The sequence below is a fragment of the Marinilabilia salmonicolor genome, from assembly GCF_003003035.1.
Taxonomy (GTDB): domain Bacteria; phylum Bacteroidota; class Bacteroidia; order Bacteroidales; family Marinilabiliaceae; genus Marinilabilia; species Marinilabilia salmonicolor_A.
This window is the reverse complement of sequence record NZ_PVTS01000007.1, coordinates 158,127-181,242: the sequence shown is the minus strand read 5'-3', so window position 1 is coordinate 181,242 and position 23,116 is coordinate 158,127. Positions and strand designations below refer to the sequence as shown.

Below are 23,116 nucleotides of genomic sequence, written 5' to 3'. Positions count from 1 at the left end.
CCACTCATCACTTAAATATTGCTAAAGGCTTTGGGTTTGTCATAATTTGCATGGTAAAGTTCAACCTACAAATCATTGCACAATGAACCTGAAACTTAAATCTATTATTCTTGTCTTTTCATTTTTCACTTTTCTACCATCTTTGCTGGCCCAGGTTGTAGTAAGTGGGCATGTTACTGACAAGCGGACAGGCGAGGGACTCCCCGGAGCCAATGTCTATGTTAAGGACAGTTACGATGGCACCATTACCGATAAGGCAGGATTGTATAAACTGGAAATTCCTGATTCCGGAGAATTGACGCTCATTTTCAGTTTTGTGGGATATCAGAGCGTTGAAAAAAGTTTAGCCGGGGCGGAAAATGTACCCATCGATGTTCAGTTAAGTGAAAGTATTACCAGCCTTAATGCGGTTACCATTACCGCCGGCAGTTTTGAAGCAGGCGATAAAAAAAGAGCTGCCGTGATGGATCCGATGGACATCTATACCACTGCCGGGTCACTGGGGGACATAGGTACTGCTTTAAAAACGCTGCCCGGAACTCAGGTCGCAGCCGATGACGGGCGGTTACTGGTAAGAGGGGGTGATGCTTCCGAAACACGTGTCTTAATGGATGGTGTCCTCGCTGCCAAACCCTATTATTCCAAGGTTCCGGACCTGCCAACCCGTGGGCGTTTTTCGCCTTCATTGTTCGAAGGCACCTTTTTCAGTACTGGCGGCTATTCTGCAGAGTTTGGGCAGGCACTCTCATCGGTTTTGGTACTCGAATCTCAGGATGTGGCTATCGAGGAACTTACCAGTGTATCGCTGATGAGCATTGGAGGAGAGCTGGCCAACACATGGGTGGGGAACAACCGGTCCTTTTCGGCCACAGGAGGCTATTTTAATTTTGGCCCTTACAACTCTTTGGTGAAGAACCACATGGATTGGGAAGATCATGTGGAGGCATTCAATGGAAATGTAAGTTATCGCCAAAAAGGGGAAAAGGGAAGTTTGTTTAAGTTTTTTGTCTCCGGAGATTATGGTGGGCAATCTTTCTTTGTTCCTGATGGTTCAGGACAGGAATTGATGATTGATGAAACGGGAGGCAATGTTTATGTTAACAGCACTTACCATCGCTCCTTGACCGATAAAACATTAATGAAAGGGGGCGCTTCCTATACTTATGACAATCAGGATTTTCAAGCCGGAATACACAATCAAAAAACAGGAGAATGGGCCTCAGAGGCAAAGGTAAAGCTGATTTCTCAATTGAATAGCAGACTGAAACTTACTTACGGGGGAGCCTGGCAGAAAACAAGTTTCGATGAAACTTACCGGCAAACGGAAAGTGGTTTTTCAGTAAATGCCACCTTTTCAGATGATCTGTATTCTGCTTTTTCAGAGGCTGAATGGCGCCTTCATCCTGACATTGCTTTCAGACCCGGTTTGCGGTTTGAATATTCCACCCAGTCGGATGAAAAAGTCTTTTCTCCGCGTGCCGCAATGGCTTTTGCCGCCGGAGAAAGCACTACGTTCTCTCTGGCCTGGGGGCATTTTTTTCAGACAGCACAGAGCGATTTCCTAAAGTATAACCGTGGGGTGAAAATGCAAAAAGCAGAGCATTTCATTATGGGTTTGCAAACCGGAAGTCTGGCAACACGACTTTTTCGGGCTGAGGCTTATCATAAAAACTATTCCGATCTGATTACCGGTATATACAATGATTTTGGAGAGTTTGCACCAACGGGAAACGAAGGAAATGGTTATGCCAAAGGAATTGATTTTTTCTATCGTGACAAATCGCTGATTGACAATCTGGATTTTTGGATATCCTATTCTTATGTTGATTCGGAAAGAAAATTTATGGACTATCCTGAAAAGGTAACTCCTGAATTTATTGCACCTCACACTTTCAGCCTGGTAGCTAAACAATTTGTTTCTCCCATAAGATCACAAATCGGTCTTACCTGGATGTGGAATTCCGGCAGACCTTATCACATTCCCGGTGATGATACTTTCATGACACACACATCACCCAATTACAGCGATCTGGGGGCAAATCTGAGTTACCTGACAAGCTTGTTCGGTCAGTTTACCATTGTTCACCTGAGCGTATCAAATGTACTGGGACGTGAAAATGTTCTGGGGTATCGCAGAGTCTCTCTTTCCGGAGATGCTGAAAACAGTTCACTAATTACCATTAAACCGGATGTGAAGCAATTTATTTTTCTTGGCGTCTTTATATCCATAAATTAACCTTTTAAATATTTTGATTATGAAAACTTTAGCAATTTTGATTTTGTCTTTTTTAATTTCTTTTGCAACAAAGGCAGCAGACTATGAATCCGCAATGAAACAGACCATTGAAGAGATGTATCAGTCACAGGAGGCGGATAAACTTGAAAGTATTGCTGCCAGATTTTTCAGGATTGGTGAAACAGAAAAAGATCGGTGGCTTCCTTATTATTATTCTGCTTATTCATATGTGAGCATTACCTATCATCTTGAAGATGGGGAGGTGATTGACAAAACTCTGGATAAAGCCCAATCAATGCTTGATAAAGCTATGGCACTCAATCCGAATGAGTCTGAAAACCATGTTCTTCAGGGACTCATCCATTCTATGCGTATTACCAACCCCATGCGTGGAATGAAATATTCGGCCCTTTCGAATGAAGCGCTTGAAAAGGCGGAAAAACTGAACCCGGAGAATCCACGTATATGGTTTTGTAAGGCTCAGAATGTATTTTATACCCCTGCAATGTTTGGTGGTGGAGCAGCAAAAGCCCGGCCTCTTTATGAAAAAGCTGCAGAATTATTTGATACCTTTGATCCACAGAGTGAAATATGGCCGCAATGGGGAAGGGAGCTGACCGAAAGCCAGCTTGCATCTATTGGGGAAGAGTAACTCATCGATAACCAATTGTAGATTTAAAAGATAAATAATGACAAGGCGTCCCGGGATTTTTTTTGAAATTCTTCTCTATGGTGGCATCTCTGTAGCAATAGGTGTGTTTTTTCAATGGATCAATTGTCCCTATTGTATGACGCAACCTGATTTAATCCTGCAAAACATCGGATATTCATTGATGCTTGGGTTGGGGTTGTTTTTCAATAAATTTTTATATGGACTGGCAATAGGGCCATATACCTCCTGGATAGATAAACCGATACGGGCTGTTTTTATTTCTTTGGGAGTGACCACCCTCTATTCCGGACTTGTCATTTTTGTTACCAACTGGTTGTGGTTTTCCGCCGTTCAGGGAATGCCATTTGGCGTTTTTCTTCGCGATTTTCCCGGTATTTGGGTTACCGAATTTGTCATACTTTACTTCATTTCACTGTGGTTCTATGCCCGGACATTCTTTCTCGACTGGAAAAAAGAGATAAAACAACAGGAGATGCTAAAGAGGGAGGCATTGAGTGCCAAATACGATGTACTCAAAAGTCAGGTGAATCCGCATTTTCTTTTTAACAGCCTGAATGTGGCTACCTCCCTGATAGATAAAAGTCCTGACAGAGCTAAACACTTTCTTTCCAGATTGTCAGGAATGTATAGGGATATTCTTGAATTACAGGATGATGACCTGGTTTCTTTGGAACGGGAGTTAAAGCTGGCTTCACGTTATCTGTATCTGCAGGAGATGCGTTTTGGGAGCTCTTTTCATTACAACCTTCCCACAGACGGATTAAAGAGCTATAAAATTGTACCTCTTTCGGTGCAGTTGTTAATGGAAAATGCTTTTAAGCACAACCGTTTTTCTGCCGAAAACCCCATGAAGATTGATGTATTGATAAAGAATGGGTATTTGGTGGTTAGAAACAGCCGCAATGAACTAAACTCAGATGCCGATTCCCTGAAACTGGGGCTTGAGAACCTCCGGGGCAGGTATCAGTACCTTACCGGTCAGGATATTGAAGTAATTCATTCCCGCGGGGTTTTTGAGGTTCATATTCCACTGATAAATATAAATTGAGAATAAAAAAAAAGCGGATGCTCCATTATGGAAAATCCGCTTTTTCTTTAAAATAAAATCACTGTTAACCATTCAGAAATTTAGACAAAGTTTCAATTAAAATCTGCAATCTGATAGGTTTGGCCAGGTAGTCATCACAACCGGCTTCCATACATTTTTCTCTTTCACCGGACATCACATGAGCTGTCTGAGCAATAACCGGTATATTCGGGTTGATTTTCTTGATTTCACGGGTTGCAGTATAGCCATCCATTACGGGTAACTGCAAATCCATTAAAACCAAATCAACCTCATTATCCTTAAACAAGTCAATGGCTTGTTGTCCGTCTTTGGCCCAAAGAATTTTTGCACTGGTTCGGCGCAGGGCTGCATCAAAGAATATTTTATTGGTATCTACATCTTCCACTACCAAAATAACCTTGTCTCCCCAGTCCTGGTTTAGTGCATCGCTTAAATTCGAATCCGACATAATATATTGTACTTAAAATAGATTTAATGAATTTGGATTGTCCAAAATAACACTTTATTTTTTAATATCCCTGAATTTTTAACAAAAAATAATTGGTTGTTTCTTTTTTGTGATGAAGGATTGCTGAAACGTTCTTTTTTTTGTTCTTTTGAGTGACTTTAGGTGAGTCACAATGTTAAACGGGCCAATATCGGCATTGTAAAATGAAGAGGAAATTACTGCACTATATATTTTTCTTGTTGTTGTTTTTTGGAGGGAATAATTTTTCAGAAGCTCAATATTCTGTTGATTTTTCACTTGCACGAAAATTTCGTGAAACTTCGGTTGACAGTCTGTCTGTCAGGGAAAAGATTGCATTAATTCTTCTGCCGGCAACAACAACCGCCTCCGGCAATAGTACTTCTGAAGAGGGTACCTTTCAGAATCCATTGGTTACGTCAGGAAGTATGCTGAATGTAATTGACGGTTTTTTCGGAGAGCACCAGGTATTTCCATTTCCGGATATCAGGGCAATTAGATCGGTAGATGACAAACAAATGAAACAAATCCTGAGAGTGGATTTATTGACTCACCTTTACCATTCCCAAAAAAAGTTTGTTCTTGCCGATCACCAATATCTTTTTCATGAAGTGAATTATTCATGGGGCAAATCCACATTGAGTCATTTCCCGTTTGCACTTTGGGTAATTGCCGGCAATAGTGGAGAGGGCATTGCCATTCCTGCCATGCAAATGCCTGATCGCCTGCTTGAAAGAAGTCAGGCGCTTGAGTATATAAGCAATCCGAATCATAGAGGAGTATTCAGCTCATGGAAAGGAGAAGGGCATTCTGAATTGCCGACATCTTTTGAAAAAGCGGTTTCACAGGGCGTTTTCTTTCTTTCAGAAAATCCGATGAAGGATATTGAAAAGCTGGCAAGAGCTTATGAAAACAAACTACTGGTTGAGGAGGAGTTGGATCAGGGATGCAATAAAATCCTGGAGGTATTACAACAGGTTCAATGCGATTTCTTTCCTGCGGACTCCGTTCCTGAATCTATAGCACACCTGGCTCGCAGACAGGTGTTAGAGCAGGGCATTCGTTTTTTTCACAGGAAAGAAGGCCCTTTTTTACCCGCCCGGTTATCAAATGTAAAAGTTGGTCTTATTAGTGATGTTGGAGAGAAAGCAACTCAGGCATTTCTAAGAATGGCAGAGAATCATTTTCCCATTCAAGATGAGGAGGATACAAGTCTCGACTATGTTTTATGGCTAACTGAGGAAAAAGAAATCAATGATTCGCTTTTCAGGACCAGAGTTTCTGAAATCCGAAGGGCATTTCCTGATGTTCATATTGCTCTTGTTATGGCAAACAGCGGTCACTGTTTTAAAGCTCATTCTTTGCCCGATGGGGTAGAGGCATTGTTTACCGCTACTTCCGATCAACTGCCTGTTTGGGATTTACTAGCCCAAGCTGTGGCCGGAGGATTGAATATGGGAAATACGAGACCGCATGAAGAATGGCTGGCAAATGTGAAACACTTTTCACGGGCAGTCCCTGCTACGCGGTTGAAATTTGGCATTCCTGAAGAGGTTGCCATGAGTCGGGATTCTCTCTTTCGGATCGATTCAGTTATGGCTGAAGCGATAAAGATGGAGGCTACGCCGGGGGCCCAGGTTTTGATTGCCCGCGACGGGGTTGTTGTCTGGAACAAAAATTACGGGCATCATACTTATGAAAAAAAGCAAAAGGTTGCTTCTGATCATCTCTACGATGTGGCATCGGTAACCAAGATAACAGCCACCATCCCGGCGCTGATGAGTATGTATGAAAGAGGAATGTGGCAACTGGAGGATACCTTGGGGATGTACTTTCCAGAAGCAGATACCACGGAAAAATCAGGAATAACCATGAAAGAGCTGCTCCTGCATGAGAGCGGTCTGACCTCTTATATTCCCTTTTATCAGCAAACAATTGACCGGGAGCGATTAAAAGGGGGGCTCTTTGGACGACGTTACAGCTGGTTGTACAATATTAAGCTGGATGATTATATCTATCTAAACCGAACAGTGTATTATCGTAAAGATATTTTTCAAAAAAAGAGAGATGATCTTTTTAGCATTCCGGTGGCCCGGAACTTTTTTATGAACCGGCAATATCTGGATTCAATGAAACTTCAGGTTCTTGAGTCTCCCATGCGTCGGCGTCACCGTTACCTTTACAGCGATTTGGGGTTCTTTTTTCTCGGACAGATGGTTGATAGATTATCCGGCAAAACAATGGATCTGTTTATGGATTCTGCTTTTTATAAGCCCTTGGGGATGACTCGAACAGCATTTTTGCCTGCAGGCAGGTTTCCGGATAAAGAGATCGTTCCCACCGAGCAGGACAAAGCTTTTCGTAAGCAACTGATACATGGGTGGGTGCATGATCCCGGAGCAGCCATGATGGGCGGGGTGGCCGGTCATGCCGGATTGTTTTCCAATGCCCTTGATATGGCCCGGATGATGCAGATGTATCTCAACAAAGGTACCTATGGAGGCATGCGCTATTTGGAGGAGAGCACCATTGAGTTATTTACCAGCTGCCATAATGAGGAGAACCGACGTGGATTGGGGTTTGACAAACCGGAACCGGATACTGCCAAAGTAAGCCCCGCATCAGAATTTGCATCTTTGTCGTCTTTCGGACACAGTGGATTTACAGGTACTCTGGTCTGGGCCGATCCTGAATCCGGATTGGTATATGTTTTCCTTTCCAACAGAATTTACCCCCATCAATACAACAAAACATTGATTAAGGAAAACATTAGAACCCGAATACAGGATGCAGCCTACAAGGCAATAATAAAAAGGGAGGATGAGGGTTTACAGTATTGATTGACCAACATGCTAAGGAATGAAGGAGTTTTGGATTATATCTTCGATATTGATATATTTGAGGATAACCAAACCATTTTTTATGTGGAAATTCTACTTTCTTTCTTTTGTTTTATCCCTTTCCCTTATTTCCTGTAATCAAAATGATCCCATAGAAATTGAAGCGACCGAAAATGTTCGTGTTACCGAGCCACAGGTCAGCAGAGATTTACAGGATATAGTAGATGATGGCGTTCTGAAAGCCATTATGGTATATAGCAGCACCTCCTATTTTTTGTACAGAGGACAACCCATGGGATATGAATATGAGTTGTTACAACGACTGGCAAAGCATCTGGATGTGGAGTTGGAAGTGGTATTGGCCAAAGATATTGATGAGCTCATTAATATGCTGAATCGTGGGCAGGGAGATATTCTGGCGCATGGCATGACGGTTACTCAGCATCGCCGTAAGTATGTCAATTTTATGGATTATCTCTACCTAACTCGCCAGGTGCTGGTTCAAAGGAAACCTGAAAACTGGCGGCAAATGAAGCTGCATGAAATTGAAAAAGAGCTCATTTCTGACCCAATTGAACTGATTGGCCTTCCGGTTTATGTGAGACGAAACTCAGCCTATTACAGTCGTTTAACCAATCTTCAACAGGAAATAGGGGGGCAGATTGATGTTGATACCATTGAAGGAGAATGCTCTACCCAAAAAATCATAAAGATGGTTGTTGACGGAGAGATTGACTATACTGTTGCAGACAACAACATAGCTCGTCTTAATGCTTCTTTTTATCCCATACTTGACGTGGAAACCCCTGTGAGTTTTTCGCAGCGAATTTCCTGGGCAGTGCGCAAAAATAGTCCTGAATTGCTGGACACGCTCAATTTTTGGGTAAAGCAGATGAAAGATGATGTGGATTATTACGTTATCTATAATAAGTATTTCAAGAACACCCGATCTTTTAGCAAACGAATTTCTTCAGAATTTTACAGTGAAAACGGAGCCAACATCAGTCGCTTTGATAGTATTGTGAAGCTTCATGCGAATCGTATCGGCTGGGACTGGCGGTTGCTGAGTTCATTGATTTATCAGGAGTCAGGTTTTGATCCGGGGGAGAAGTCCTGGGCCGGAGCCGGGGGATTAATGCAACTGATGCCGGCAACTGCCAGAGAACTTGGGGTGTCCGATATTTCTGATCCGTCACAAAATCTGGAAGGAGGAACCACTTACCTCAAACATTTATGGGAAAGATGGGCGGAGATACCCGACTCGGTGGATCGATTGAAATTTACAATGGCTTCGTACAACTGTGGCTACTCTCATGTGGAGGATGCCCGCAGGCTGGCAGAAAAATACGATGCCAATCCTTTTATATGGGATGACAATGTGGAACAATATGTGCTAAACCTGATGTATCCTGAGTATTATAATGATGAAGTAGTCAGATACGGTTACGTAATGGGAGAGGAGCCGGTTAATTATGTGAGACAGATATTAAACCGTTTCGAGCATTACTCAAGATTGATTCCTGAATCGAATTAAACTTTACCTGATTTATTGGTAAATCAGTCCTCCCCAAAAACGAGTGAACAAAAAACAGGGTTGACTTTTGGTGAATTTTAACCTGGATAAGCCAGGACCAATAAGTTTTAAAAAAATAAGTCAAACTTACTTTGATTAATAATTGCTATACTTTTGTTTTTTGTCCTCGAAGTTTACGAATTAAAAAGCTGTATTACAGCTTTTTAATTCGTATAATTCGTAAAATTCGTGGATCCCCCTAAAAAAATGGCGTAGCCATTTTGCGTTAATAATTGGAAAATATTCTGGCAAAAACACTAAAATTAGGAGTAAGACACCAATATCAACCCACATCATGTATTAAATGGGGAAATGCGTTTTTGCCCGATCAGCGTTTCGGCTCAAAGAATTTTTTAAACACCCTGATGATGTACTCATGATCGTGGATTCCTCCAAGCTCTCTTACGGAGTGCATCCCCAGCATAGGATTGCCAACATCGACAGAACGGATGTCCATCTGAGTTGTCAGAACATTTCCGAGCGTTGAACCTCCTGCCATATCACTTCGGTTCACAAATTTCTGGCAGGGCACTCCGGCCAAACGGCAAAGGGTTTCAAAAACGGCTCCGCTGTCTCCGTCGGTGGTATATTTCTGGTTGGCGTGAATCTTTATTACAGGTCCTTTATTGATCAGAGGGTGGAGTACCGGATCGTGCTTTTCCGGATGGTTGGGGTGGACGGAATGAGCCATGTCTGCTGAAATCATAAATGATTTGTGCTGGGTTTGCTGAATTCCCTCGTCATCTTCTCCAAGTTGCTTCAACACTCTTTCAAAAATGTTTTTGAAAACCGGAGATCCTGCCCCTTGCTTGGTTTGACTCCCGACTTCCTCATTGTCGAAGATACAAAGGAAATTGGTTGCCTCTTGTGGTTCTGCGTTTACAATAGCCTTTAATCCTGCATGAACCATAGCAAGATCATCAAGTTTAGGACTGGAAATAAACTCACTATCGGGACCGAGCAAGCATCCCCGGTGATATTCATTGAGGGTGATGTCGTAATCAATAATTTTCTCTGCATCCACACCTGCTTCGCGCGACAGCAATTCCTTAAAGAAGCCTTTCTCTCCTTTATCTCCGATAATACCACATAGTGGGAGCATATCTTTTTGCTTGTTCAACTCCACTCCATCATTCACCGATCTGTTCAGATGAATAGCCAGATTGGGGATGGTTAGCATGGGGCGATTGAAGTTTACCAGACGGGATTCCGGATGCAAAACATCTTCACCTTCTGTAATGATTCGTCCTGCCATCGATAAGGGTCGATCCAGCCAGCTCATTAAAATCGGACCACCATAAACTTCTGTATTGAACTTTACATAATGATCGTCCTCCACCATTTCTGGCGATGGCTTTATCTTGAATGAGGGAGAATCACTGTGAGCGCAGATCAGCCGGGTTCCTTCCTGGGAAGGAGCTTTGGTGCCGGTAATAAAGGCATAAACAGAAGATCCGTTCTTGGTGGTATAATATTTTTTGCCAGGTTCCAAATTCCACCTGTCCTGAAGGTTGAGTGGCTCAAATCCTGCTTTGTTTAACTCTCTGGAAATTGTTTCTACTACGTGATAGGGACTGGCTCCATCATGAATGAAATCGATTAATTCAAGAGCTGTTTTTTGTGTATTGTTCATATCCTGATTTTTAAGTAAGCATTTGTTTTATCTATCCTGGATTATTCCAACTTTACTTCATGAAATATTCAGAATAACAAAGATAAAGCACCATGGGTTTGAATGAAATGATTTTATACAAGTTATAATTCAACCTTTTCGCTCTTTATTGGTAGCAATTTGACCAACCAAAACAGGGCTTTTAAGCCACTGGAAGGATGGGCATTTCTCCTCATGCGTTCAGTCTGCACCCACCTGACCCGGGGCATAATTGTGGCTGGTCACCTTGATAAATGGTTACGATAAATTTTATTTGTATCTGGAATAGAAGATGGAATTAAAAATTAAAATAAAATTATGATAGGTCTTGATGTTCCTGTTTATTTGTTTTAAATTTACTATAAGACCTTTTATTTATTTGAAGAAAAACTCCTGACCCTACAGGGAAGAGAATTCATTTTTGAGTTGCATATTCCTTAAACCTAAAAGATATAGAGATGAAACATTACAGAATAAAAGTGAGAGACGATAAAGCTGTGTTTTTTGAAGAGCTATTGAGGTATCTGGATTTTCTTGATTATGAACAGGTCGAGAGTTTTTCCGAACCCCGGATTTATACCAATTTTGAACTTAGATCTCAAAAAACAAAAGCGATGGAACCTCGATCAACTCCGACTAAAAGCAAAGGACGTACGAAATCTGTGGGAGATGAAGCAAAGAGTTCATCAGCTGAAAGTTTGCGTGAGGTGCTGGCACGAATTGATCAGATGAGAGATCAATCCAGAAAAAGTAAATAGTGTTTGTCTAAAAAGTCAGGAAAGGTTCTGGCTTGGGTTGTGTCTGTTCAGAAAGTGCCTGTTACAAGGCTTGCGAAGTCCGAAAATACGGAGTTTACTTTTCCTAAATGAGTACTTTTCGGACAAGCGTAACGCAGTAAATGGTACTTTATGGACAGACACTAAGTAATTTCTTAATTCGCGTTGTTAATAACCTCTTTGGAGCATTTATGAAATGTTTCGGAGAGGTTTTTTGTTTCAGAGGTGGTTTTTTCTTGTAAATTTGCATCCTGAAACATTGGGGGCCGGTTAATAAGTTAAGATGGCTTCCCGCTTCGTTCAGCGTGAGTGCAATGACGGATCTTTGCAGGATATGGGTGTTTGACAGGGATTGGTTCTTAGCTTTGCCCTAAATTACTCCTGCCAATCTTGTTAAACTCCTGTAATACCTTGTTGTTTGCACTCTTGTTTTTAGTCATGTTCTTTTGAGAATTCAGTGCTCAAAAATTCATGTTTTTTTGAACTGATAATTACAAAATTTTAATCGAATGCATAGAAGTTGGTCACTCAATGAGTTTCTGGTATTAATCATACGTTTTCTTTTCATATTGACATTGTTTTCCATCAGTCGTTTGACTTTTTTCTGGTTTAATGCTGATTTGTTCAGGGAAATATCATTCAATGGGTTCCTGAATTTGTTGGTCGGGGGGCTTCGCTTTGACATCAGCGCCTTGTTGTATGTCAATTCTTTGTTTTTACTTCTTTCCCTGTTGCCGTTTAAGTTCAAATTCAGTAACTGGTATCAGAAGGGGTTGAAAATTCTTTTTTTGGTTACCAATGGTATTGCTTTGGCAGGAAATGTGGCCGATACAATATACTATCGATTTACGTTAAAAAGAACCACCGCCGGTGTGTTTGAACAATTCTCAAATGAGGAGAATATGGGGGCACTGTGGTTACGATTTATCTTTGATTACTGGTATGCAACCTTGATCTGGGTGGCATTTATGTTTCTGCTTGGATATTTGTACAATCGGGTGAAACCACAACCCGCCTTAAAGACATTTGGTTGGAAATACCTGGGGATCACAGTTGTGGTAATGACCGTGGTTGGAGGGCTTTCCATAGGGGGAATGCGGGGAGGTTTCCGGCATAGTACACGTCCTATCAACATAAGTAATGCCGCTAAATATGTGGAGCGGCCGGAGCAGGTTTCCATTGTGTTGAATACACCCTTTTCCATTTTCAGAACTTTCGGCAAAACTGTTTTTAAACCGGTTCGTTTTTTTGAAGAAGAAGAATTGTCTAAGATCTATACCCCGGTTTTTCAGCCCGAACAGTCAGCTTCCGGAAGTCGGGTGGGGGAAAAGTATCCCAATGTCGTTTTAATTATTCTGGAAAGTTTCGGACGGGAGCATATCGGTGCTTTGAATCAGAATCTTGAAAACGGGAACTATGAAGGTTTCACACCCTTTCTCGACAGTCTTATTACACAATCGTGGGCTTTCGACAAAGCTTACGCAAACGGTAGAAAATCCATCGATGCATTGCCATCGGTAATTGCCTCTGTTCCTTCTCTGGTTCAACCTTATATTGTTTCGGAGTATTCTACCAATAAAATCAACGGACTGGCAGGTCTGTTGTCGCGTGTGGGTTATGAAACTGCCTTTTACCACGGAGCGCCTAATGGTTCAATGGGTTTCCATGCATTTACAAAAATGGCCGGATACGATGCCTATAAGGGAAAAACAGAATACAACAATGATGAAGATTTCGATGGAATGTGGGGCATATGGGATGAGCCCTTTTTTCAGTTTTTTGCTGAAGATATGGGGCAGCTGAAAGAACCGTTTTTTACAACCCTTTTTTCTGTTTCTTCGCACCATCCGTTTGCTGTTCCCGAACAATATGTTGACACTTTTCCTAAAGGCCCGCTTCCTTTGCATGAAGTAATGGGATATTCCGATATGGCCCTTCGCAGGTTTTTTGAAACAGCTTCCCGGGCTGACTGGTTTGAGAATACCCTGTTTATTATAACTGCAGATCATTGTACCATTCCTTTTCATGAGGAATATAAAACACCGGTGGAGAGTTTTGCCATACCTCTTGTTTTTTATAAACCCGGTGATATTTCTCCCCGAATGGATTCTGGTCTTGCCCAGCAAACCGATATAATGCCTACTGTTTTGTCGTATATTGATTATCCCTATCCATATGTAGCATTTGGTAACGATTTGCTTTCCAAAAGCAGGGAAGAGCGTTTTGTGGTAAATTACATTAATGATCGCTACCAGTTTTTGTATAACAATTATGCCATCTATTTTGATGGTGAGGAGGTTACTGAAGTTTATGACCTGAAGAGTGATCCGTTGCAGGAAATTAATATTAAACAGGGTGCTGATCTGAAAAATGCCAAAAGACTTTTTAAAGCATATCTTCAGCAATACATCTCCAGAATGATCAATGATGAGATGTCCTTAAAATAGAAGTGCAATCCCCAAATACCAGTTCATATTTTATGTGAGCCCAACTGCCGTAAGGTTTATTGCTTCCTTCTACAGTAACTAAATGCACTGCTTTATGAGATTTTGTGGTTGTGTGTTGTTGCATAAGGCTGGGTAAATGGGCAGTAAATGAATGAGTTACGAGTTTTGCGAACTGGGATTGTGTTTAGTTCTCGATATTTTTCCGTTACGCTTAATATTGTTTTAAACAAAAATTAACCATAAATTGTAATCATAATTATATTTTAGATAATAAAAATTTAGAGGTGATATTCGCTCATGGAGCACCACCACTGATTTGCGAAAAAAGAGTCATTCAAGTACGAAAATTTAACTTTGTTCAAAAAAAAACGCATTTTCAAGCATTTTTTAGTCGCTGGAATTTGGTAAACACCAAAAACCGTCTATATTTGTGGAAAGAAGAATGGGAAACTTAGTTTTTAACCCTAAAAATTAAATTTTATTATGAACAAAGCTCAATTAATTGAAGCAATCGCTGGTGAATCAGGATTGACTAAAGCAGATGCTAAAAAAGCACTCGATGGTTTTATTAAAGTAACCGGTGATGCATTGAAAAAAGGTGACCGGATTGCACTTGTTGGATTTGGTTCTTTCTCTATCTCTGAAAGAAGTGCCCGTACAGGACGTAATCCTCAAACCGGTAAGGAAATTCAAATTCCTGCCAAGAAAGTTGTTAAGTTTAAAGCTGGAAGTGAATTGACTGATGCTGTAAACTAATTCTTTTTTGGTCAAACGAAAAAGAAGGGGGTGTTTCATATTGTGAGATACCCCTTTTTTATGTGGTATGATGGAAAAGGTATTAATAGAATTTCTTTCTCAATTTGTGACTTCCTCCAGACTGGAACTTTTCAAAAGTGTATTGGAAGAACGCACCGATTATATCACCGTTGTACTGGAAGATATTTTTCATCCGCACAATGCCAGTGCTGTATTACGGAGTTGTGACTGTTTTGGTGTTCAGGATGTTCACATTTTAGAGAACCGACACACCTATAATGTCAACCCCGATGTTGCTCTCGGGGCGTCCAAGTGGCTAACCCTGCACCGATATCACGAAGTGGGGAAAAACAATACCACCCGTGCTTTGTTAGATTTAAAAAATCAGGGATACAGAATTGTTGCTACTGTTCCGGACAGGAAAGCGGAGTCACTTCATTCTTTTGATGTCCATAATGGCCCGTTTTCACTAGTATTCGGAGGCGAAAAGACCGGTGTTTCCGGGGAAGTCAGAAAAATGGCCGACCATTTTGTGACCATTCCTATGGTGGGATTTACAGAAAGTTTAAATATATCCGTTGCAGCTGCAATTATGTTGCAACATTTTACAGAGCAAATCCGTAAGAATATTGTTAACCGAAAACTAAGTGAAGATAAGTATAACCGAATTTTACTCGATTGGATCAGAAAGTCTGTTAAACGTGTGGATATCATTGAAAAAGATTTTTTGACAAGATTAAGTCGTGATGTTGAATAAAAATTATTCTACCATTTATTCATTAATTTCATCGCGTTGCAGTGGCATAATTTGAGTATATTTTTGTATTTTTGACCAAAATCTCTATCTATGAATTGTATCATTATTGATGACGACAAGCTGTCAATAAAAATAATTGAGGAATTTGTTGGCCGTACCGAAGGATTACATCTTACCGGCTCATATTCCAGTGCAGTTGAGGCAATAAATTCGTTGAACCAACCGGATGCTGAGAAAGTAGATCTGATATTTCTGGATATTGAAATGCCTGAAATGTCAGGTATCGAGTTTTTGGAATCTCTGGATATTATTCCTCAGGTAGTTATTTACTCTTCCCAGGAAAAGTACGCTTTAGAGTCGTATGAGTATGACGTTACGGATTATTTGCTGAAGCCGGTTCAGTTTGGCCGTTTTATTAAGGCCGTGAATAGGGCCCGTGAACGTTTTGACAAGAAAGAAAGTCCTGTAAAGGAGAGTACCGAGATTTTCATTAAAAACAATGGTTCTCTGGTGCGTATCAAATATGATGATATTTTGTGGATTGAAGCTCTTGAGAATTATGTGGTTCTGAACACTTTCAATGATAAATATACCATCCATTTCACCATGAAATCAATTGCCGACAAAATGCCGGCAGATAAATTCATGCGGATTCACCGATCATTCATTGTAAATTTCAGCAAAATAAAAGTTATTGAAGATAATTCTGTTGTGATTAAAACAGATAGTGGTACCAAAGTGATTCCAATCGGAAAGTCATATCGTGATAAGCTGATGAATGATATCAATCTGATATCCAAATAGTGTTTGTCCATAAAGTACCATTTTCTGCGTTACGCTTGCCTGAAAATTTCTCATTTACTTAAGTAAACTGCGTATTTTCGGGCTTCGCAAGCCTTGAAACTGGCACTTTCTTGATAAACACTTGACTATTAACAAATTTTGCTTAATTCATAGAAGGACACCAAATAGACAAAACCCCAAAAATATAAAAAGCACCGACAAAATATTTTCTGTCGGTGCTTTTTTTTGCCCAAAACTTTTACTCTTTTAAAAGACCTTCCAGGTCAAGAAAGCTCCATCGTTTCAACCAGTTTATCTGTCCCAGGGCACCTTTAAAATTAGCATTCTGAAACCATGGGTTGGTAGTGACATACAATTCACCGGGTATAAGGTTTTCAGGAATCAGATTCATCCGACTTATCTCCTGGGGGTTGTAATCAATTTGTGGATTTTCTAACAAATTGTTTCCTGCTTCAAAATGTTGCGAAACAAGTTCATCCTGTTCGGTAACGTCTTCAAAATTCAGGGAATAAACGCTCAGGATATTTAATGCCGAATTGTTTCCGGTCATGTAAAAGGCATTATTAAGAATTTTTATCTTTCCATCAAGAAACTGTTGATAGCTATCCAGTTGGTCGCCTGAATATTCAATAAAGATACCCTGTTTCTGATGCAGGAAAAGCGAATTGGAGATGATCCCTGCCGAACTGTTGTCAAAGCTTGCTGCTTGTCCGTTTTCATCCATTCCGCGACCGATAAATGTTCCGTTTGTGATATGGGGGCGGGTGGCAGGGGTTCCTTCATTATCGCTTAACTCCACCAGTAAATCACCTGCAGATCCGGCCTGAAGTCCCACAATAAACTGACAACTCCCGGTATATCCCAGGTCGAAATCAAAGGCATCATCTCCACAAAACCCAGCAAGCAGATATCGTCCGTTTACTGTTCCGCCGAAAAACTCAAATCCATCATCGCGGTTGGAGATGACTTCAACATATTCAAGGGTAGTTTGATCACCAACACCTCCAAGTGTGAGCCCGTTGATTTCGTTGCCTTGACTTAATTGAGTGCCGCCATGACGAATGGAGACGTATTTGAGCACTCCGGAATTGTCATTGGCATTGGTGCCGCCATACATTCCCCGGGGATCCTCAAAAGGTATTCCTTCCATCATCTGTTCACCGGAGACAGTGTTTACCGGTGCATCTCCCAGAACAATAACACCTCCCCAAAGGCCATTGGCTTCAGCCGGGACAGATCCTTGCAAATCGTCTCCTTCAACTGTGAAGACGATGGGTGCATCAGGGGTTCCTTCGGCAATAATTTCGGCTCCGCGGGCTACAACCAATGCACTGGCGTTTTCTTCCTGGCCTGTTTTGGCTCTGATGACCGTCCCGGGCTCAATGGTCAATGTCTGGCCTTCATTTACATAAACAATGCCATCCAATAAATATTTTTGATCCGCTTTCCAGGTTGTTGTGCCGGTACCACCTCCGTTATCTGAAATGACAGTAAATTCACCGGGAAGGATATACTCTGACTCCCGACAGGAATGAATGCCTGTCAGAAAAACAATTCCGATGAAAACTGCCAGAAAATTATTTTTTTTCATCCGTATAAAATTTAGTAATTAAGGTCGGATGGAACTCGCCTGCAAGAATTTACACATGTTCTTTTGAGGCAATCGTTGCCATGCTCGTTTCATTAGTATAAAATTTAATTATTGGGGTCGGATGGAACTCGCAATCCTTTTTTGCATGCTCGCTTCATACTGTTTTCTTTTAAAAAGATGCTTCAATGTTGAGGTAAAAAGCAGAGACTGCATCCAGGTTACTGGCTGCAGGATAATGATCCTGATAGTTGGCTGCAATCTTTATGGCTTTAATAGGAATATATTCAATACCTGCAGTTACAGCGGTTTCGTCCTTCGACAAATTCCAGGGCACTGTTTCACCATCAGGGATGTTGGACTCAATTTTATCAAACCGTCCAAAAACCCATGTTTTGGGAAGTATTTTAACATCGCCAAGTATGGAGAAACCGTCGATGTTATGATCATCCTGAAAACTGCGATTAAAATGCAGTGCATATTCACCACCTATCGAAAAAAGATCGTGACGGTAACCGGCAAATAAAGAGCCGGTTCCCTGATTGACCTGCTTACTTGAGAAATCACCGTATAAACGGGTAATAAGTCCGTCCAAAGGCCTGAATGTTGCCCCAAGTGCCGCTTTAAATGTATTGTCGTTCTGCAAACTGGAGTAACCTTCGCCATTAAACAAAGCAAAATCAACATCCACCAAATCGGTGAGGTAGGCAACTTTTGCTCCGATGTCTGCACTGGAACCATATTTGTATGCTCCCATCAGTGATTCATTGATGTAGCGGCGTTTCCAGAATTTGTCCTGAAGTTTAAACTGGGTGGCATCCTGAAGGCCGAAGGTAACCTGAAGGAAATCGAAAGGGGTGTATTGCACCATGGCCGTCTTAAAATAACCAAAACGACGCAATAATGAGTACTGTGAAGCATCATTTGGGGAACCGATGTCTATTTTTACTTCAGCCGAGAACTCTTTTGAAATCTGATATTCATACCCAAGGTAGGCACGTCTGACTTCAAAAGCTGTTTGCTGATCGGGCCCTGACAGCGAAGTATTGAAATTGGTAAATATCTTTCCGAAAACCTCTCCCGAGGGTTCAAAGTCTTTGGCTTCCCCTTCCTGAGCAAGGACGGGAGACACCGTGCCAATACTCACAAAAAGGAAAAAGACCATTCGTTTTAATGAGAACATTCTTCCAACAATTTAAGATAAGTGAAAAAGGAGCATACCCTGTGTAAATATGCTCCTTTTGTAATGAATCAGACTATTTTTTATGAGAAGCCACAAAATCTCGCTGTGCTTTCAACAAATTAATCAGATGAAGAAGCATATTTTGTGTTTCATGTAATACAGAAAGATAGAGCATACTGATCTTTGTACCTGCTTTTTCCTTCTTTATGCGCTTCAACTGCTTTTTTCGGAAATTTTTGATGAGCTCAATCAGTTTTCCCTGTTCTTCAATAAGATCCTGAAGGTGAGTGAAATCAGACTGGTCAATCATGTTGATAGATTTGGTAAGCAATGAACGTACCTTACTCTCCATGATGTTGATTTCCTCTAACTGAGTCTCAGTAAAGACCTTATGATTGTTATCCAGATGCTCAAAACAGGGATTGGTAATAAAGGTAAGCGTGTGAGTAGTTTCTCTCAGATAATCTATTACCTGTACGTAATATAAGCCCGAATCGATGGATTCTTCCTGCAATTTGCGAACAGTATTGTATATGTTTGATTTGAGTTTCTTTATTTTCTTATTGAGTGAAGAAACTTCTTTAGTTGTTTCCTTTAAATGTTTACGGTCTTCAGCCTCAAAATAGTGAAGCGTATCGCCATAGTTTCCTGAAATTTCCCTCAACACCTTGGAAACACTTGTGCGGCATTTCTCCAGTACCTTTTCGGAAAGTATCTCACCATCTACCTCTTCTATTTCAAGTTCCCCGTAAGTTTTGGATTCAGTCTCCTGCTTTTTCGAAATAACGTGTGTCCGATAAACCATAAATGCAGCCAGTCCAACAAGAGCAACAATGGCGTAGATACCGCCAAACATCATCAGGTTGGCAAAAATGAAGGCTACAGTAGCTGCAGAAAATGCAGTAAAGAACCATCCGCCAATAACCGAAACCACACCGGTGATTCTATATACCGCACTTTCACGTCCCCATGCCCGATCGGACAGTGAACTACCCATTGCCACCATAAAAGTTACATAGGTGGTGGATAACGGCAGTTTTAATGATGTGGCAAAAGCAATAAGAATACTGGCAACAACCAGGTTGACAGAGGCTCTGATCATATCGAAGGATGCAGCTTCGTCTTTTTTGACTTTTTGACGTTCCTCCTCATAGATTGAGCTGTCGAATTGCCTATTCAGGAAATTATTTACCCTGGCAGGAATCAACTTATTGACTGAGTTCGAAACTGCAATACTTCCGCGAACAATAGAACGGGCAAAAAACGATGAACCAAACCGTTCTTCTCCTTCAGACTGACGTCCCAGATCCAAAGAGGTCTTTACAACTTTTTTGGCCTTTTTGGAAGTCCAGAGTGTAACAACCATTATCAGACCTGCAATAACCAACAGATAAGAGTCTGTTTTAACCTTACCTGCCAAAGAGGTCATTAACATATCCTGATTGGTTCCTCCGTCTGCCATAAAGTTTTTAAAAGCTTCAAATCCGGCCAGAGGTACACCGATGAAATTTACAAGATCGTTGCCGGCAAAAGCCATTGCAAGGGCAAATGTTCCGGCCAGCACAGTAAATTTGAGAATGTTTACCTTGAACAACCAATAGAAGCCCTGAAGAATTACAGTCCAGAAAATAAGACTATATACAATAATGAGCTTGTCATTCTCAGCAATCCATGTCTGGACATTTTCTGACATAAAGGCGGCGCCTTTGGCTCCTTTGATAATCAAAAAGTAGGTGATAGCAGTAATGGCTATTCCACCCCAGATACCACCAAAATACTTAATTCTCTTTTTAAAATTGAAAGAGAATAATATCCGGGCAATGTATTGAACTACCATTCCGACAGTGAATGATACCACCACCGACAGCAAGATTCCGGAAATAATGGCCAATGCCTTGGCTGAATTGATGTATTCACTCAGCATCATCTCCGGATTGTTCATCGATTTGATGAGTGCAACACCAATGGCAGCTCCAAGTAGTTCAAATACAATTGAAACGGTAGTGGAAGTGGGAAGGCCGAAAGTGTTGAACAAATCCAGCAAAATAACATCCGTAATCATAACAGCCATGAAAATGATCATGATGTTCTCGAATGTGAAGTACTGGGGATTGAAAATTCCTTTCCGGGCAACTTCCATCATCCCTCCTGAAAAACTGGCACCAATAAAAACACCGAGTGCAGCGATAATCATGATTGTTCTGAAAGAGGCAACTTTAGCTCCTATTGCCGAGTTCAGGAAGTTTACGGCGTCGTTGCTGACACCCACCACAAGGTCGGAGATAGCAAGCAAAAATAAAACGCCTACGAGTACTAAATAAATTGTTTCCATTTGTTGAAGAATAGTTTATTTTTTACGGGTGCAAACATAATTGCTAATATTTCCGGCGATGTTTTGCCCTCGTTAAGTCTATGTTAAATTTGTGTTAACAAAACAACTTATTTGCCAGAGTATCAATTCACTGATTATATAGTCGGGTGTCATTGTTCAATCAAAGTTAAGGAATTGATAATAAAAACATGAGGAAAAATACAGCTTGTTTTACAGTATTTTTCAATCTTTGTAGCCACAAAAAATGCTAATTAATGTATTGGAGCACACTTTTGGACGGAATGCTGGTTGGTTTTTCTGCTTCTTTACCCCTGGGGCCGATAGGAGTTTTAATTGTTCAACGAACCTTGCAAAATGGAAGAACCTCAGGGCTTTTGTCTGGTTTTGGTGCCGCAATGTCGGATACCATTTATGCCATAATAGCCGGATTTAGTTTATCGTATATCGTTACTTTTATTGAAGCTCAGATTTTGTGGATTCAACTTGGGGGCGTTATTGTTTTAACCGGACTTGGTGTTAAAATCTTCAGGACTAATCCTGTGACACAGTTAAGGAAGCAAAAGGCAGGTAAGCACAGCCTTGTTAGTGATTTTGTATCTACTTTTTTGCTGACGCTAAGCAATCCATTGGCGATATTTCTTTTTATTGCTTTTTTTGCCGGATTCAGGGTGCTCAAATCAGAATATGGACTGATTGGTCACCTGATAATTATTTCAGGGGTGTTTATGGGAGCTGCTGTTTGGTGGACACTCCTTACTTCGGTGGTTGGCCTTTTCAGGAGTAAAATAAACCTGAGACGACTCTTTTGGATTAACAAAATTGCCGGATTGGCAATTATTGTACTTGTAGTGGCTGCTTTTCTCTTCTGGGTGATTCGGGAATATTTTTATGTTTGAGTTGCCCTATTGTGAAAAATGATTGAATCCTCCCTTTTGAAAAACAAATGGCCGGTTTTCCTGCATCCACATGATTTCTCCAGGGTTTTCTTCTGTTATTTTACCAATGCATGTGAGCGGAGTCTGAAAATGCTTATTGTAATCTTTCTTTATTTTCTCGAAATCCTGACTTTGGACGGTAAAAAGCAGGCGATAATCTTCTCCTCCCGAAAGGGCAAATTTTAGAACATCAATGGTATTGTTTCTTGAAGTTGCCCTGAGTGCTTCGCTAAGTGGAATGTTCTCCAGATGAATGACGGCTCCTTTTCCGGATCTGGTCAGAATGTGCTTCAAGTCGGAGGCAATGCCATCAGAAATGTCCATCATGGCATTTACGCCTTCCTGGCGACCCAGCCAAAGTCCTTCCGTGATGGCAGGTTCGGGTCGGTTGTGCCATGAAATAAGATTTTTTGTCTGATTATCAGGATTTATGTTGTTAAGCAACATATTCAATCCTGCTGCAGAGTCGCCCAAAGGGCCGCTAACACAAATATAATCACCCGTCATTGCTGAAGAGCGAAGTTTTGCTTTTCCTTTAAGAACTTTTCCGGTAACACAAACATTAATAACGATCTTGTCCGGCGATTTGGTAGTGTCGCCCCCCAATAGCGGAACCCGGTATTTTTCACTGAGACTTCGGTACCCTTCCATAACCTGATCCATATATTCCACCTCAGTGTCTGCAGGCAGGGCAATGGAAAGAAAAGAAGCTGAGGGAGTGCCTCCCATTGCCGCAATATCACTAAGATTTACTGCAAGGGCTTTGTACCCCAAATCAAAAGGAGTAATGGCAGAGCGCAAAAAGTGGATGTCCTCAATTAGCAGGTCCGTAGTAACAATCTGGTTGTACTGATCATCCAATGGCATAATGGCACAATCATCTCCAATCCCGTATTCTTCATTTTTGTTGAGGGCGGAAAACTTTCCTGAAAATCTGTCTATAAATCCAAATTCTCCTATTTCTGATAGCTTCATAACTTTCTTTTTCTTTCGCGACCGTGAATATAACTTTTTTGATAAAGAAAAAGGC

The 23,116-nt window shown here is 41.0% G+C and carries 17 protein-coding genes; 11 read left to right on the top strand and 6 right to left on the bottom strand.

Annotated features, from left to right (window positions below; all coding sequences use genetic code 11):
- The first annotated feature begins 82 nt into the window (after positions 1–82).
- From BY457_RS09235 to BY457_RS09225, 3 genes are read left to right on the top strand one after another with little or no spacing between them, the layout of a single operon-like run.
- On the top strand, positions 83–2,236 hold the full coding sequence (locus tag BY457_RS09235) for a TonB-dependent receptor (protein ID WP_106153039.1): 2,154 nt from the start codon (positions 83–85) through the stop codon (positions 2,234–2,236).
- A gap of 19 nt (positions 2,237–2,255) precedes the next feature.
- Positions 2,256–2,888, top strand: coding sequence for a tetratricopeptide repeat protein (locus BY457_RS09230; RefSeq protein ID WP_106153038.1), 633 nt, complete (start codon positions 2,256–2,258; stop codon positions 2,886–2,888).
- Positions 2,889–2,925: 37 nt separating this feature from the next.
- Complete coding sequence (locus BY457_RS09225) at positions 2,926–3,957, top strand: sensor histidine kinase (protein ID WP_106153037.1); 1,032 nt, start codon at positions 2,926–2,928, stop codon at positions 3,955–3,957.
- Between the two features lie 64 nt (positions 3,958–4,021).
- On the opposite strand, the gene BY457_RS09220 is transcribed toward BY457_RS09225, so the two are convergent.
- Positions 4,022–4,426 (bottom strand): response regulator, encoded by a 405-nt coding sequence (locus BY457_RS09220; protein WP_106153036.1) that lies wholly within the window; start codon positions 4,424–4,426, stop codon positions 4,022–4,024.
- A gap of 203 nt (positions 4,427–4,629) precedes the next feature.
- Here BY457_RS09220 and BY457_RS09215 point away from each other — a divergent pair, with 203 nt between their 5' ends.
- Together BY457_RS09215 and BY457_RS09210 are read left to right on the top strand one after the other, a co-directional pair.
- Entirely contained in the window at positions 4,630–7,284 is a 2,655-nt protein-coding gene (locus BY457_RS09215; protein WP_106153035.1) for a serine hydrolase domain-containing protein, read from the top strand.
- Positions 7,285–7,366: 82 nt separating this feature from the next.
- A complete protein-coding gene (locus tag BY457_RS09210) occupies positions 7,367–8,818 on the top strand; it encodes an MltF family protein (RefSeq protein ID WP_106153034.1) in 1,452 nt (483 codons plus the stop codon).
- Positions 8,819–9,185: 367 nt separating this feature from the next.
- Here the strand turns inward: BY457_RS09210 and BY457_RS09205 are convergent, their stop codons facing one another.
- The gene (locus BY457_RS09205; RefSeq protein ID WP_106153033.1) at positions 9,186–10,490 is read right to left on the bottom strand and encodes a M18 family aminopeptidase; all 1,305 of its coding nucleotides are present in this window, start codon (positions 10,488–10,490) and stop codon (positions 9,186–9,188) included.
- Between the two features lie 476 nt (positions 10,491–10,966).
- Here BY457_RS09205 and BY457_RS09200 point away from each other — a divergent pair, with 476 nt between their 5' ends.
- The 5 genes from BY457_RS09200 (at position 10,967) to BY457_RS09180 (ending at position 16,048) form a co-directional block, all read left to right on the top strand.
- Entirely contained in the window at positions 10,967–11,266 is a 300-nt protein-coding gene (locus BY457_RS09200; RefSeq protein WP_106153032.1) for a hypothetical protein, read from the top strand.
- A 527-nt stretch (positions 11,267–11,793) separates the two neighbouring features.
- Positions 11,794–13,731 (top strand): LTA synthase family protein, encoded by a 1,938-nt coding sequence (locus BY457_RS09195; protein ID WP_106153031.1) that lies wholly within the window; start codon positions 11,794–11,796, stop codon positions 13,729–13,731.
- A gap of 483 nt (positions 13,732–14,214) precedes the next feature.
- Complete coding sequence (locus BY457_RS09190; protein WP_010662861.1) at positions 14,215–14,487, top strand: HU family DNA-binding protein; 273 nt, start codon at positions 14,215–14,217, stop codon at positions 14,485–14,487.
- Positions 14,488–14,557: 70 nt separating this feature from the next.
- A complete protein-coding gene (locus BY457_RS09185; RefSeq protein ID WP_106153098.1) occupies positions 14,558–15,244 on the top strand; it encodes a TrmH family RNA methyltransferase in 687 nt (228 codons plus the stop codon).
- A gap of 90 nt (positions 15,245–15,334) precedes the next feature.
- Positions 15,335–16,048, top strand: a complete 714-nt coding sequence (locus tag BY457_RS09180; RefSeq protein WP_010662859.1) for a LytR/AlgR family response regulator transcription factor — start codon at positions 15,335–15,337, stop codon at positions 16,046–16,048.
- Positions 16,049–16,286: 238 nt separating this feature from the next.
- On the opposite strand, the gene BY457_RS09175 is transcribed toward BY457_RS09180, so the two are convergent.
- From BY457_RS09175 to BY457_RS09165, 3 genes are all read right to left on the bottom strand, one after another.
- The gene (locus BY457_RS09175; protein WP_106153030.1) at positions 16,287–17,639 is read right to left on the bottom strand and encodes a hypothetical protein; all 1,353 of its coding nucleotides are present in this window, start codon (positions 17,637–17,639) and stop codon (positions 16,287–16,289) included.
- A gap of 169 nt (positions 17,640–17,808) precedes the next feature.
- On the bottom strand, positions 17,809–18,819 hold the full coding sequence (locus BY457_RS09170; protein WP_106153029.1) for a porin: 1,011 nt from the start codon (positions 18,817–18,819) through the stop codon (positions 17,809–17,811).
- Between the two features lie 73 nt (positions 18,820–18,892).
- Positions 18,893–21,151, bottom strand: a complete 2,259-nt coding sequence (locus BY457_RS09165; protein ID WP_106153028.1) for an inorganic phosphate transporter — start codon at positions 21,149–21,151, stop codon at positions 18,893–18,895.
- A 254-nt stretch (positions 21,152–21,405) separates the two neighbouring features.
- Here BY457_RS09165 and BY457_RS09160 point away from each other — a divergent pair, with 254 nt between their 5' ends.
- Positions 21,406–22,047 carry a LysE family translocator gene (locus tag BY457_RS09160; protein ID WP_106153027.1) on the top strand — a complete coding sequence of 214 codons (642 nt, stop codon included), beginning with the start codon at positions 21,406–21,408 and terminating at the stop codon, positions 22,045–22,047.
- A 6-nt stretch (positions 22,048–22,053) separates the two neighbouring features.
- On the opposite strand, the gene thiL is transcribed toward BY457_RS09160, so the two are convergent.
- Positions 22,054–23,061: a thiamine-phosphate kinase gene (gene thiL / locus BY457_RS09155; RefSeq protein WP_106153026.1), complete on the bottom strand. Its 1,008-nt coding sequence runs from the start codon at positions 23,059–23,061 to the stop codon at positions 22,054–22,056.
- Positions 23,062–23,116 lie beyond the last annotated feature (55 nt).